Below are 12,755 nucleotides of genomic sequence, written 5' to 3'. Positions count from 1 at the left end.
TGAAAGGGGCGCCGCCTTGCTGCCACTGTCGATCCTGGGTTTCCTCTACGAGGAACCCCTCCACGGCTACGAGCTGAAGTCGCGCATCTCGGCACTGACCGGCCACGTCAAGCCCGTCAGCGACGGCGCCCTCTACCCCGCCATCACCCGCCTGGAACGCGACGGCCTCCTCACCCGCCACCTGGAGGAGGGCACCGGAGCCGCGCCACGCCAGGTCCTCACCCTCACCGAGACCGGACGCGAGGAACTGCGCCGCCGCCTGCGCGAGCCGAAGCAGGTGGAGATCACCGACCGGAACAGGTACTTCACGCTTCTGGCGTTCCTGCGGCACCTGGACTCCCCCGGCGAGCAGGCCGCCGTCCTGCGCCGCCGCCTGGAATTCCTGGAGGCCCCGGCGGCGTTCTTCGTCCGCGACGGCACGCGCGTGAAGGCGTCCCAGACCCCGGACCCGTTCCGGCGCGGGATGGTCGAGATCGCGCGCGCGACCAGCGTCGCCGAGAAGGACTGGCTGCGCAGAACCATCTCCGAGCTGCAGTCTTGACACTGACTAGATTAGTGCGCTATCTTTCTTCACGTACTCGACTTGACACTGACAAGATAGGAACCGGCCATGCTGGACGACACCGGGCGCATCCTCGCCGGAATCATGCTGCTGTCGATGGTGACCATCGAGTTCGGCGGCTATTTCATGACCAAGATCGTCCGCGGCCAGGTCCCCATGACCGGCTTCCAGAAGTCCTTCGCCCGCGCCGGCCACGCCCACGCCGGTGTCCTGGTCATCCTCGGCCTCGTCACCCAGCTGCTGATGCCCTCGTCCGGACTGACCGGCATCCCCGCCTGGATCGCCCGCCTCGGCGTCCCCGCCGCGGCGATCCTGATGTCCGGCGGCTTCTTCGCCGCCAGCGCCGGCAAGGACCGCACCCAGCCGAACAAGGCCATCGTGATCCTCTTCCTGGGCGCCGCCTCACTGGCCGCCGGAGTCATCGCACTCGGCCTGGGGTTGCTGACGGCATAGCGGCTCACTACATGGAACGACGAACCTGGAATAACGGATCGGCGCGGGGCCTTCACCCCGCGCCGTGGCGATGATATGAATGCGGCCGAGACGGGCTCAGCCGTCTTCGAGACCGTACGACCCTCACGTGAGCGAAACGATGAAGAGTTTCCAAGCCCTCGTCCCGGACGACTCGGTCCGCAGCCGGATCGAGATTCTGGGCACCTCCGCGACCGTGTGGCATCACGTGGACGCGGCGGAGGACCGCCGCCGCGAAGCGGTGGGACTCGGCGCGATCGTAGAGGCCTCCCAGCTCGACACCCTTCTGTCCCTGCCGGTCGGGATGCCCGTTCCACTCGCGGCACTCACGGCATCCGAGCGTCGCAGGGTCGCCCGTCTCCCCGCTGGCGCCACAGTGCGCACGCAGGCCGACGTCGTCCGCGCCGCTGTGACCCCAGTACGCGTCGATCTAGTTCTGGTCCACGCCCGGTCGTGGCGCACAGGTCTCGAACGGGTGGGCAGATTCGCCCCCTTCACCGCCCGGGTCATGTGCTTGCCGGCCAACTTCGCGGACCGAGATCTCGCACGAACGCACGCACGCCGGTTCGGCGTCGGGCTCGCCTTCGGTTCCGCCATCGACCTCGATGTTCCGCCGGCGCCCTTCCGTCCGGGCCGCATCACGTCAGCACGATGGCGTTTCAAGGAGCGGGTGTACGCGCGGCTTCGGGCGTGAGGGCGGCGAGCTTCGCCATGGTCGCCAGAGTGGGCGATGGCTTGAAGGCACCGAGTGCGCCCACTCGCTCACTCTCTTCGGTGTGCGCCTCGACCGCCGCGACGATCCGATCGGCAAGCCGGCTCGCACGTTCGGCGCTCGACCCCTCGTCCAGCTCTTCCCACAATCGAAGCCAGCACCAGAGATTATGGTCGGCGGCCGCAGCGCGCATCCCCTCGCTCAGTTCGGCCATCCATGTCGGAGCACGCCCCTCGCAGACGGGACAGTCGCAGATCAGCCCGCCGACCTGCGTCCATCGGTCCGTCAATGTGTCGAGCGAGAAATACTGCATCAGCTTCGGTATGTAGACAGCCGGGCGCCCGCCACCACCGCCGAAGCGCGGCTTCTCGTCCGGCGGGACGAGGTGGCGGAGGGTTCCCGAGTTGCCGATCCCGGCGAACAGAGCACCATGGACCATGGCATCGAAGCCGACCAGCACGTCGACTCTCCACAGGCCGACGTGGCCACATTCCCGGTAGATCCGGCGGAGGTTCGGGATGCTCGTGGTGTGCGCGTCGGTCGGATTGAACTGACCGCCGAGCGTCAGCGCGACCGGCCGCGAAATGCCGCGCAGAACCTCGATCAGCTCATCGACGGCATCGTTTCTGAGCCACTTCACATCCAGAGCGACCGACGCGATCACGCCACCGGAGTCGATTCGGGATGAGGATTCGGCGACCGCTTCCAATGCCGCCGTGTCATGCGCCTCGATATAGCACGAGGCGGAGAGACTCGCGGCGGCACCAAGACTGAGGGCATCCCGATGGTAGATCTCGGGACCGAGCATTCCGGTCAGCTCGCTGTAGTCAAGTGGTGTCGCAGACGTGGCGATGCTCCTCGCGCTCGCCGCCGAGTCCAGGATGCACGGCACCTTAATGTGGTCCCGGAGCGCGATGAACCTCGCGGAGGCCTTTGCACCGACCAGGCCGAGACCGAACGACGCCCCTTCCAGGCCGGATGGGGCTTTCGCTCCGTGAGCGCTCCGCAAGTCGAAGAAGCGACCGCGCACCGCCTCCAAGGCGGTTGCATCCGTCTGCGCCAGCGACGTTCCAGTGGAAGGTAATGGTCCTTGCCGAACCGAATCGCCTGACATGACGCAACCCCGATCCACCCCGGAAGGGCATCGACGTGACCGATCAAGGAACTGATGTTCGAATCCGGGCACCGATCCCATGCGGTTCTACCCGCTTCTCGGACCGTTCCGGTGAAAGACACTGAGACGACAGCTCTCATGGTAGCCAATCGGCCAGCACACGATGTGCGACCAATATTCGCCGCTCGTCAAGCATCGGTATGAGAGCGGCCTCGGACCGTCAAGATCACGCCGGGATCGGTGTCACGACGAAGATCTGGATCTAGCGTCGACGAGTCGGCGCGCATCCCGCGGGCCCGCACCTGAGGGGCAGTCCCTTGAGCGACGCTCATCTATACGTCCCGGTCCACCAGTCCCGCCTCGCCGCCGTCATCCGCACCGGCCGGCTTCCCCAGGGCGAGCGCGTCGGCATCGCCTTCACCTCACTGGAGCACCTCGCCGCCGCCATGGGCGACCGCCAGCCGTGGACGCGGCTGGCGGAGTCGGCGCTGCGCTCGATGCTGCGGCCCCTGGGCGTCAACAGGATTCAGGTCGACCCGATCCTGGTCGCCCCCGACATCTCGATGCCGGTGGCAGCGGGTGTCTGACGCGGCGGGGATCTGGCGGCTGCTGGCGATCGTCGGGGTGCTGTTGCTGGTGACGGCCCTGTTCTAGGCGAGCGGGCGGCAGAGTTCGCCGCCCGCTCCGGCAACGCCCTCAGTCCCCCAGTTCGCGTGCCAGCGGTTTCACGATCCGCAGGTGGTCCTCCACCTTGTCGGTCAGCCGCTCCAGCCCGTACATCGCCAGCACCTCCCGGAACAGCGGCTCATTCGCCCGCCAACCGGTCTTTTCGGCGCACAATGCCATGACCGTGGCCAGCTCCATGTGAGGAACGTCGTAGAGGTTGCGGGGCCCCAGTTCCCGCAGCCTCACCCCGGGTTGCCCCGGCAACCGGAAGGTCCTGTGGTCGATCAGGCTCGTTTTCAGCGGGTCCTCCATTGCAAGACCTCGCTTCAAAGCACCGACGATGGCCTTGTTCAGGCTCTCCCTCATCAACCTGCCGGTCTGTGCGGCACCGGTGGCGATCCGATAGGTGCGGATCAGGTGCGATCCGAGAATCGGGCCCTCCACGGCCACGATGGACATGAGGCCCTCGATGAGCACGCCGGGCAGCACGGGCCCCGCCAGCGGCGGTCGGGTTCCGGTGTACCGCTGGTAGGGCTCCAGCCGCCCGTCGAGCGCCGATGGGGCCGGGGCCACGGCTCGTTCTGCGATCGGTGTGGCGACCCGCACCACGGTGGGAGGACGAGCCTTCGTCGGCTCCTCTACAGGATGCTCCGGCTCCCGGATCACCGAGGGCTTCATGACGGGCTCGGGTTCCCTGGTCGGTTCAGGCTTGACCGGGAGTGCACGCGGTGCCGCCTCAGCGGTCACCGGTTCGGGTGCCGGACGAGGGAACGAGGCCGACCCTATTGGTTCGATCTCCAGCTCCCGCAGGCGCTCGACCAGCTCGTCGAGGACGGCCGCCTCATCGAGGTAGAACCGCGACTCGCGGATCCGGAAGAACCGCCACCCGCACCGCTCCAGGTCCCGTTGCCGCCGTAGGTCGTCCTGGTATCGCTCGGGTCCGTGCCAATGGTCGCCGTCGCACTCGACGGCGAGCTTCGCCTTCGCGCCGACGACCACCAGGTCGATGCGGTATCCGAGGGCCTCGATCTGGGGCTCGACCCGATAGCCGCGGTCGCGGATGCGATTGTGGACGCGCTGCTCGAAGAGGGAGTCGAAGGGCTCGACGCGCTCGTTCTCCGGCACCGCCGGCGATGCCAGGCCCTCGACCTCCGTCCTGGCGCGCACTTCGTAGGCGTATTCCAGGAGCCTGCGCCGCAGGTCCTCCTGGTTGGTCAGCTCCTCGAGCCGCAGGGAGTGGAAGACCCACATCTGGTCCTTGGCGCGCGAGGCCGCGACGTTGAAGCGCTGCACGAACTCCAGCGTCGTCAAGGGCCGGTAGCGCACGTCCGGTTCCACCGTGGCGACCATGGAGAGGAACATGACGTCGCGTTCGGCGCCCTGGAAGTCGGGGGCGATCCCGCATCGCAGCCGCCTGGCCTCCCATTCCTTGGGGCCGATCGCCTCCAGCAGCTTCCCTTCGATGTACTTCGCCTGGTCGGCCGCCTGCCCCAGTAGTGAGATGACGCCGAAGGTCTTGCCGTCGTAGCGCGGATCGGCGATGCATTTGACGATCTGGTCGACGATGGCGTCGGCCTCGGGAGGATTGACCTTCCCGCGAGTGCCGCGGGTGTAGCCGTCCGGGACGTGCACCGGGATGACCGGATCCAGCCGGTCGGCGCCGTACTGCCGGACCGGGATCAACCGGATTCCTTCCGGTTCGTAGGCGATCCGGTTGGAGAAGCCGATGATCTCCGGTACGCACCGGCGGTGCTCGCGCAGGGTCAGTTTCTCCCGGAAGCGCAGGTTGGCCTCGTCGAAGAGGCTGTGCTTCGGGTCGGACCACGCCGACCTGTCCTGCATGTCCGGCAGATGGCGGTGTGCCAGGTCGATCAGTTGCTGTTCGACGGTGCCGACGGCCGCGGGAGATACCTGCTTGTCGTCGCCGATGATCACGATGCGGGGTGCGAGGTACTGGAGGAAGACGGCTTCCAGGCCGGCCTGCGAGGCCTCGTCGACGACCACGACGTCGAACATGTCGGGTGCGACGCGCAGCTGATCGGCGATCCGGTGGATGGGCATGATCCAGACCGGTACCGCGGTGCGGCACCGGTCGAGGGCGCTCTGCATGTTCACCTGACGGCCCGCGGAGTACTTGCCCATGCCTCTGCCGTCGCGCCGGAAGAGCTGGACGTAGTTGATGAGCGCCTGCCTGGTGCGGCCGTCCACCCGCTCCGGTGAGGCCGCGTAAGACCACGCCCGCGTCGCCGCCAGCTTCTCGACTTGTCCGCGCAGGCTCGTGTCCACCCGATCGGCCCTCGCGCGGAGCGCGTTCACGTCGACGCTCTCCAGCTCGGCGATCCACGACCCGGTCGAAGCCCAGTTCCACGCCTGTGTGAAGGAGGAGAGCCGTGACTGCCAGTCGGCGACCGGGCTCGCCTCGATGACGCGCCGGAGTCCGGGAGCGCCCACGGTGAGCGCGGCATCGAGCTCGTCCCGCCGGGCGAGACGGGACGCGACCTCATGCAGATGGAGCGTCCGTGTCTGAGCGGTGACGTACCCCGCGGTGTCCCTGGCCCGGATGGCCGCGAGCAATGCGAGGGTCGCGTTGGCCGCGTCGCCGAACCCGGCACGGTCGTTGACGGCTCGCTCCAGCGCTGCCAGTGGCAGTCTTGCGGCTTCCAGTCGCTCGCCCGCGTCGACGGCGTCGACCACCTCGGCCCACGTTGCCACCGCGTCCAGGTCCGTCCAGTCGGGAGCCTTGACTCCCAGGCCCGGCAGATCTCGTTTCGTGGCCGCCAGACGGTCGCCGAAGTTCAGCAGTGCGGTGAGCTGCTCGATCTCGGCAAGGTGCCATTGGAGCCGCTCGGAGAGTGTGTCCTCATCGGGGATCTCGACGCTCTGCGGCCAGGCACGGTCGAGGGCGTCCAGCACGCCGGTCGCCTCGGCCCACGCACGAAAGAGCGCGAGCCCGTCCGCAGTGGCAGGTGGAAGCCCGTTGACGCGGACGTTGTCGAACAGAGCGCGCGCCTGTTTGACGATCCCCGCGGTGGCGAGCCCGTACTTCACCGTGCCGTCGGCGTTGGTCTTGACCTTCCCACCGGCGGCCAGATGGTCTGACACGGCCTTCGCCAGCGCGATGAGCGGACCGAGTTCTCCAGTGGCCGTAACGGTGGTGCGCGGTCCCAAACCGCTCACCAGCGGAATCGCGTCTTCGGCCAGGGAACGCAGTTCGGTGTGACGGGCGGTCCAGATCTTTTCCCGGCCCTGGAGCACATCGGACAGTGCCACGGCGATCCAGGTCTCCCGCCGGGACCGGAAGCCCTCGATGTCCTCGGCCAGTGCAATGACGACGTCTCGCAGTGGCCGGCGGTCGGCTGCCGACAGTGCCGCGATGCCCTGCTGTGCCGGGTGATCCCGGAGTTCGGCGTAGTGGTCCGCCCGGCCCTCCGATTCGCGTTCGGCGGCGACCAGAGCGGCGAAGTCCTCCGAGGTCGCCAGTTCCGTGGTGGGCACCAGACGTCCCGCGGCCTCGATGACGTCGGTGGACTCGGCACCCAGGCCGGAGTCGCTAACGAGGCGGTACCATTCACCGATTTCGTCGTTGTTCAGCGGTGCCGCGTCCTGGCCTCCGCCCAGGCCGTCGATCCAGCCATGGCGGTCGCGGTCGGCTCCATGCTGTTGCGCGATGGCCGCAAGGGTGCCCCGGTAGCCCGGACGCTCGTGCTCCCAGACCTCCGCCTTTCGCGCCTCGACCAGCTGCCCGCGGAGCACGGCCCGCTCGCGGCGAAGACGGTCGATGGCTTCGAGGCAGCGGTCTACGGTCGCCTTGATCTCCAGCGGGTCGTGATCGTTGATCCGGTCCCCGATCCGTTCCGCGGAGGCCTTGAGCGCGGCCATTTCCGCCCGGCCGTTGCCGACCACCGCGACGGCCAGGTCTCGGATGGCCTCAGGAAGCTTGTCGCGGACCTCGTGCAGCGCCCGGTCGGTCTGGGCGGTCACCAGGACGCGTTTGCCCTGTGCGAGGAGGTGGGAGAGCAAGGCCGCGGCCGTGTGGGTCTTTCCGGTGCCGGGCGGTCCCTGCACCAGCGTCTGTGCTTGGGTGTCGACGCGTTCGAGGATGCGCAACTGGACGTCGTTGACCGGCAGCGGCAGGAACATCTCATCGTCGACCTGAACGATGGCGCCATCGCCGCTGGGAGCGGGCAATGCCGGGTCGTGGTCGGGGTCGAAGAGGGGACGCAGGCCGCCGGGCACGATGCCCGTGTCGCGGATCTGCTCGATGATCGTCTGATAGATCTCGGTGAGGTTGCGCCGGGAGCGCTTGCGCAAGATGAGGGCGGGGGCGAGCGTGGCGAAAGCGCGCGGCCCCGGAGCCACCCTGGTGTCCACGTCGTCGTAGCCACCGGCGGGGTCGAGGACGTGCACGAGGCGGCTGACGATGTCACCGACATGCTCACGGTCGAGCGGATGAGCGTCGGAGCGGGCGAGTTCCCGAATGTCACGCAGGCGCTGCGGATCGGCGAAGAGCCCCGGGTCGACCATGTCGATTTCGCAGCGTAGGGCCTCGGTGGTCTGGTCCAGGACGACTCGCAGGCGTCCGCTCAGGTCGTCGAACTCGATCGAGGCGGTGGTGGTGAGGAAGTGCCTGCGGATGGGGCCGGTGTCGGGGTCCCAGGTGAGCAGGCCGAGACCGATCACGAGCTCCAGCTGGTCGGCCTCCCCGACGGCTTGGATCCGGGTCCGGAAGAGCCGCTGGTACAGCTCGCGGACCGGACGGTCGGCCTCTTCGCGCTCGGCCCAGTCGAACCAGCGGTCGATCCAGGTGTCGTAGCTTTCGGAGAGCCTGCGCCATTCGTGGTCGGGCTGCGTGTCGCGCTTGTCTTCATTCAGCCGCGGGGCCTCGCGTGGAGTGGTCAGCTCACCGAGAAGAAGCCCTTTGAGCGCCAGTGGCGGCTCCGGCGGTGGTATCTCGGCGACCCGGTCGACGGTCGCGACGATGTCCTCGGCCCCGGTGTCCGCGTCAAAGCCCGTGACGCGAATCGAGGGGTGCGCGGGGAAGTCGGCGAACCAGAGGACCCGCTCGTAGGACTCGACATCGGTCACCGGGCGGTTCTTCAGCTGCTGGACCTCGGTGAGGAAGTCGAAGAGCCGCAGCGCCCGCTCGGCCAAGGGATCGGGGCGGGTCACCTCGCACCTCCGCGGGCCTGACTGGTGAGGAGGGCGGAATCGCTTGCAGGGGCACGCATCCGTCGAGGATCGCATAGCCGCGTGTAACGGGAAAGTCGACTGAATGGGTGGTGGGAGTCAGGCGGTACCGTGGCGAGCGTGACTTTAGGTCAGGGGGAGGGATCCGGGCGTGGATGACGTGATCCGGGTCGTGGACGGTGTGTTGCAGGATCTCGGTGGGTTGGCGCAGCTGTGCGGCCAGGTCGCGGAGGATCTGGAGGCACGAGTCGCCGGGCCTGTGGCGACGATCGGGGAGGGGTCCTCTTCGGACGTACCGGGTCAGGTGAAGAGTGAGGCGGATGCGGTCACCACGGAGTTGAAGGGTGCCGTGGCGGCGCTCTCTGTGGCGATCGAGGAGCTCGGGGCATACCGAGAGATGCTCTAGGAGAGTGAGGGGACACATGGCGAAGATCATCATGGCGGTAGGGCGCGGGCGGGGACCGTACTACGCCCCGGACAAGCCTGAGAAGAAGGATCCGGAGTACTACGAGATCGTTGCTGGCTCACAGGTCGGCGAGTTCACCTATGAACAGGCGACCGTCTGGGCGGCGGCACACGATCGCTTCGACGCCCAGGCCCGCCACGAGTTCAATCGCGAGCAGCTGGAGAAGGTCGCACGGGAGACGTACAAGATCTCGAACCCCGGATCAGCTGTCGACTTCCTACTGAGTGAGGGCGTACTCGTCGAGGTCGATCTCGAAACTGAGATACCCACCGAGTTCTTCAAGCGGTATCGGCTCATCCCAACCGGCACATGTGCAGGGAACATCCCTGATCGGCGCGACCTCTATCGACTCGTCGTGGGAGAGGCGTCGACCGTGGTCAACCGTCAGGCGCTGGGAATCTGGACCTACTCCTACCTTCACGGCTCCATCTGGGAAGGCTGCAAGTCACTCTCGAAGGCCTTCCGCAAGCGCGGCAAAGACGCTCCGCCCGAAGCCTTCGCCAACGAGGTGGCCATCTTCCTTCCGGCGATCGTCGCAATCGAGGCAGGTGTCGTGGAGCCGGTCGCGTGAGAGACGGCCAGGACCGGGAAGCCGATGAGAAGCCACCGACCACGTGGGCTGGGGCGGTGAAGAAGGAAAAGTGGAGCTCCCTCAAGGAGGCCGTCGGGTCCTTCGGCAGCGCAGTCACCGGGGCTGTGATGGGCTCGATGACGGGCAGTCCCACCATGGCTGCGATCGGTGGAGCACTGGGGTTCGCGCTCGGCGGAGGTTCCAAGATCGTCGGATCGATCGCCGCCTCCCGTGGTCAGGCCCGCGACGACGCGAAGAAGGCTGAGCCGGTCGAGTCCGCGTCAGCCGGGAGCCTCGGAGCCCTCAAGGGAATCCTGATTGGAGCCGCTGCTGCCGCAGAGGACTGCTCCGGCCGCATCCGAGGGATGAAGGACAAGGTGGAAGCTCTGCTCGCCGAACTCCAGGGAGTCCTGGAAGGCTCCTCCAACTCCCAGGTCAACACTGCGATCGGGGAGCTGGGCACGGCAGCCTCCGGACTGGAGAAGGCATCCGGAGTCGCCGGAACGATCGGCGACAAGACCAAGACCTGGGCGGCGGCCCTGTAGTCGGGCCGCCGCGGGTGTTTCAGCGGTCGAGGAGGCCGGTTCGCAGGTCGCGGGCGAAGCCGGCCCACTCGGAGTGGGACGTGGTGAGGACCGGGCCGTGTCGGTCCTTGCTGTCGCGGACGGCGATGTGGTCGAGGGTGGGGCCGATCTCGACACACTGCCCGCCCGCATTGGGGCTGTAGCTGCTCTTACGCCAGATCATCAGAGTTCCTTCGCGATGGCGGAGATGAACCGGACCGACTCGTCGGACGGCAGTGCTGATCCTGACAGCAAAGTGAAGACCCGTTCAAGGTGATCGAGCTTCTTTGGCGTCTCTACGAACATCTGGGACACGGCGGACTCAGAGTAGGCCACATCGGGGTAGGGCTCTTCCAGCGTGAAGTACGAGAACGTGCCTTCGTAGCCTGAGTGAAGAGTGTGGGTGAACGGCAGCACGCGGATGGTCACATGATCGAGAGCCGCGAGCCGCACAAGGTTCTCAAGCTGGGCACGCATGACCTTGGGGCCACCAAAGCGACGCCGAAGCGCGGACTCGTCTAGGACCACATCCAACGTGGGCGGGTCAGACTTGGTGAGGATCTCCTGACGCCTGAGCCGCAGACTCACCCACTCGTCGATTCGATGCGCTGATTCGCCTTGGATCGCCGAGTCGCGGATGACCGCCTCTGCGTACTCCGCCGTCTGAAACAGGCCAGAGATGACGAGGATTCCGTACGCACGGATCGTGAGTGCGCGTGATTCGAGCCAGGCGTAGTCGGCGAACGAGGACACCTGCCCGCCGTCGGTACTCCCATCCCACCAGTCACGCCGCCAAGCGATGTCGCGCAGGTAGAGCAGCTGCTCGCGAGTCTCCTCATCGGCGTTGTAGAAGGTCAGCAGCTCCTTGAGGTCACCGCGTTTGATCGCGGATAGAGCATTTTCGATGCGGCTCATGGTCGATTGCGCCATATCGAGGAACTCGGCGATCTCGGCCATCGGAACCTGGTGCTCGACTCGGAGCTGCTTGATGCGTTGCCCGAGCCACTGGCTTCGCAGGCTCGGACCAGCCGGGCGAAGTGACTGAACCATGACACCCTCAATTAATCGGCCGTGGGTCGTTGCTAAAACGATCGCGTCATGCCACAGTAGCACTGGGTGAGTCCATTGTCGCCAGTGGTGATCTCCGCAGCTCAGATCCACTGGGCAGGCGAGATCCACACTGCGACAGGGGATCTCACTCGAAGAAACGATCAGGGCGGGCCGCACCTCGGCCTAGACAACCGTCGGCCCGCCCTGATCCAGACAAGAGAGGAGCGATCGATGGATCGCGTTACTCGCCTGTACCTGTCTTCCTACCACGGGTCAGGTCACATCCCGCAACGCCGTATCGGCGTGCTCTACCTCTTCGGCTTCCCCCTCCCCTGGCTGGTCCTGATCTGCCGGACCTGCTCCCACTCTCACCCCTGCCCGACGATCGTGAGAGCCCGGATGGCCGCGGGTGAACCCCGGACGTGGATGACCTCCGCCGTCCCCCGCCAGCGGACCCGCTCATGAACACCCCCGACCACCCCACCTTCAACCTCCTCCGCCCGCCACCCCAGTCCGCTCCCCCGACCGCCGCCGACCCCGAACTCTGGTCGATCCAGCTCCACTGGTGGTGGCGCCACACCCCCGCCGGACTCGGCCACCGCGACTGCCGCCTCTGCCACCGCCCATGGCCCTGCCCGTCCTGGTTCCACTGGGACGACCTCCTCCGCCGCAACCGGACGGGAGCCTGACCATGTCCGCCGTCATCAGCTACCTCCGAGGCGCTTTCCACTCCGCCGTCGTCGCCGGCCCGGCCGCCTCCGCCGCCACCTACGCCGGATACCACTTCTGGGAGACGCACTGGGCACTCGGCATCCTCGCCGGACTCGCCGCCGTCGTCCTCCTGCTCCCCTTCGGACACGCCCTCTTCGGCGTCCTCACCGGCTTCTGGCCCGGCCTCGACCCCGCCGACACCGAACTCCGCGCCCACCTCAAGTCCCTCACCGACGCCGAACTCCTCGAAGCCGAAAAGGAGACCTACCAGCGCCTCACCACCCACACGCCCCGCTTCGGCGAAGAACGCTGCCCCCGCTGCGGAACCCGCTCTCCCACCCGCTGCTCCGGCCGCCTCGACGCCGAACGCGACCGCTTCGCCGTCCACACCGAACGCCGCGTCCGCGACGAACACGCCCGCCTCACCGCCCGCGCCGCCAAGGCCGAGCAGGCAGCCCGATCCGCGGAACAGCAGCCATGAGCACCATCTCCGCCTACGTCCTCACCACCACCCACCCGCAGAACCCCGCCTCCCCCGCCTGGACCTTCACCACGAACGTCCTCCTGCGCCTCATCGCCTTCTGCAATCCCCGCAAGTCCGGCCGCCACCGCATGTGGAACAAGCACCGCGTGCAGGTCCTCGTCCGCCCCGACTGGCGCCGATGTGGCCGCTGGAGCTGAA

General features: G+C 67.2%; 14 protein-coding genes. 10 read left to right on the top strand and 4 right to left on the bottom strand.

Annotated features, from left to right (window positions below):
- Positions 1 to 16: 16 nt before the first annotated feature.
- From QSK10_RS21020 to QSK10_RS21010, 3 genes are all read left to right on the top strand, one after another.
- Positions 17 to 541: a PadR family transcriptional regulator gene (locus QSK10_RS21020; RefSeq protein WP_285664622.1), complete on the top strand. Its 525-nt coding sequence runs from the start codon at positions 17 to 19 to the stop codon at positions 539 to 541.
- Positions 542 to 610: 69 nt separating this feature from the next.
- A complete protein-coding gene (locus QSK10_RS21015) occupies positions 611 to 1,015 on the top strand; it encodes a hypothetical protein (protein WP_285664621.1) in 405 nt (134 codons plus the stop codon).
- Between the two features lie 127 nt (positions 1,016 to 1,142).
- Complete coding sequence (locus QSK10_RS21010; RefSeq protein ID WP_285664620.1) at positions 1,143 to 1,727, top strand: hypothetical protein; 585 nt, start codon at positions 1,143 to 1,145, stop codon at positions 1,725 to 1,727.
- Here QSK10_RS21010 and QSK10_RS21005 read toward each other — a convergent pair.
- On the bottom strand, positions 1,693 to 2,784 hold the full coding sequence (locus tag QSK10_RS21005; protein ID WP_285664619.1) for a hypothetical protein: 1,092 nt from the start codon (positions 2,782 to 2,784) through the stop codon (positions 1,693 to 1,695). The two genes, QSK10_RS21010 and QSK10_RS21005, sit on opposite strands and share 35 nt — an antisense overlap.
- 392 nt (positions 2,785 to 3,176) lie before the next feature.
- On the opposite strand from QSK10_RS21005, the gene QSK10_RS21000 reads away from it, so the two are divergent.
- Positions 3,177 to 3,446 carry an SAV_915 family protein gene (locus QSK10_RS21000; RefSeq protein ID WP_285664618.1) on the top strand — a complete coding sequence of 90 codons (270 nt, stop codon included), beginning with the start codon at positions 3,177 to 3,179 and terminating at the stop codon, positions 3,444 to 3,446.
- A gap of 109 nt (positions 3,447 to 3,555) precedes the next feature.
- Here QSK10_RS21000 and QSK10_RS20995 read toward each other — a convergent pair whose 3' ends face one another.
- Entirely contained in the window at positions 3,556 to 8,694 is a 5,139-nt protein-coding gene (locus tag QSK10_RS20995) for an AAA domain-containing protein (protein ID WP_285664617.1), read from the bottom strand.
- A 169-nt stretch (positions 8,695 to 8,863) separates the two neighbouring features.
- Here QSK10_RS20995 and QSK10_RS20990 point away from each other — a divergent pair, with 169 nt between their 5' ends.
- From QSK10_RS20990 to QSK10_RS20980, 3 genes are read left to right on the top strand one after another with little or no spacing between them, the layout of a single operon-like run.
- A complete protein-coding gene (locus QSK10_RS20990) occupies positions 8,864 to 9,118 on the top strand; it encodes a hypothetical protein (RefSeq protein WP_285664616.1) in 255 nt (84 codons plus the stop codon).
- Positions 9,119 to 9,134: 16 nt separating this feature from the next.
- Positions 9,135 to 9,749: a hypothetical protein gene (locus tag QSK10_RS20985; RefSeq protein WP_285664615.1), complete on the top strand. Its 615-nt coding sequence runs from the start codon at positions 9,135 to 9,137 to the stop codon at positions 9,747 to 9,749.
- On the top strand, positions 9,746 to 10,294 hold the full coding sequence (locus tag QSK10_RS20980) for a hypothetical protein (RefSeq protein ID WP_285664614.1): 549 nt from the start codon (positions 9,746 to 9,748) through the stop codon (positions 10,292 to 10,294). Before QSK10_RS20985 ends, QSK10_RS20980 begins: the two co-directional genes overlap by 4 nt.
- Positions 10,295 to 10,313: 19 nt before the next feature.
- Here QSK10_RS20980 and QSK10_RS20975 read toward each other — a convergent pair whose 3' ends face one another.
- Positions 10,314 to 10,496 (bottom strand): DUF397 domain-containing protein, encoded by a 183-nt coding sequence (locus tag QSK10_RS20975; RefSeq protein WP_285664613.1) that lies wholly within the window; start codon positions 10,494 to 10,496, stop codon positions 10,314 to 10,316.
- Positions 10,496 to 11,362, bottom strand: a complete 867-nt coding sequence (locus QSK10_RS20970; RefSeq protein ID WP_285665394.1) for a helix-turn-helix domain-containing protein — start codon at positions 11,360 to 11,362, stop codon at positions 10,496 to 10,498. The genes QSK10_RS20975 and QSK10_RS20970 overlap by 1 nt, the downstream gene beginning before the upstream one ends.
- Positions 11,363 to 11,823: 461 nt before the next feature.
- On the opposite strand from QSK10_RS20970, the gene QSK10_RS20965 reads away from it, so the two are divergent.
- Genes QSK10_RS20965 through QSK10_RS20955 form a run of 3 tightly spaced genes read left to right on the top strand, consistent with a single transcriptional unit; the run spans position 11,824 to position 12,754 of the window.
- Entirely contained in the window at positions 11,824 to 12,051 is a 228-nt protein-coding gene (locus QSK10_RS20965) for a hypothetical protein (RefSeq protein ID WP_285664612.1), read from the top strand.
- A 2-nt stretch (positions 12,052 to 12,053) separates the two neighbouring features.
- Complete coding sequence (locus QSK10_RS20960) at positions 12,054 to 12,554, top strand: hypothetical protein (protein WP_285664611.1); 501 nt, start codon at positions 12,054 to 12,056, stop codon at positions 12,552 to 12,554.
- Complete coding sequence (locus tag QSK10_RS20955) at positions 12,551 to 12,754, top strand: hypothetical protein (protein ID WP_285664610.1); 204 nt, start codon at positions 12,551 to 12,553, stop codon at positions 12,752 to 12,754. Before QSK10_RS20960 ends, QSK10_RS20955 begins: the two co-directional genes overlap by 4 nt.
- The last annotated feature ends 1 nt before the right edge of the window (position 12,755 follow it).

Origin of the sequence: Actinorhabdospora filicis (assembly GCF_030269765.1) — a bacterium.
Lineage (GTDB): Bacteria > Actinomycetota > Actinomycetes > Mycobacteriales > Micromonosporaceae > Actinorhabdospora > Actinorhabdospora filicis.
The sequence above is the reverse complement of the archived record's forward strand: the minus strand, read 5'-3'. Positions and strand labels throughout refer to the sequence as shown.

Bases quoted from the DNA above. Each gene is read 5' to 3' on its own strand.
- QSK10_RS21015 (WP_285664621.1), top strand. From the start codon at position 611: ATGCTGGACGACACCGGGCGCATCCTCGCCGGAATCATGCTGCTGTCG.
- QSK10_RS20985 (WP_285664615.1), top strand. From the start codon at position 9,135: ATGGCGAAGATCATCATGGCGGTAGGGCGCGGGCGGGGACCGTACTAC.
- QSK10_RS20975 (WP_285664613.1), bottom strand. From the start codon at position 10,496: ATGATCTGGCGTAAGAGCAGCTACAGCCCCAATGCGGGCGGGCAGTGT.
- QSK10_RS20970 (WP_285665394.1), bottom strand. From the start codon at position 11,362: ATGGTTCAGTCACTTCGCCCGGCTGGTCCGAGCCTGCGAAGCCAGTGG.
- QSK10_RS20965 (WP_285664612.1), top strand. From the start codon at position 11,824: ATGAACACCCCCGACCACCCCACCTTCAACCTCCTCCGCCCGCCACCC.
- QSK10_RS20960 (WP_285664611.1), top strand. From the start codon at position 12,054: ATGTCCGCCGTCATCAGCTACCTCCGAGGCGCTTTCCACTCCGCCGTC.
- QSK10_RS20955 (WP_285664610.1), top strand. From the start codon at position 12,551: ATGAGCACCATCTCCGCCTACGTCCTCACCACCACCCACCCGCAGAAC.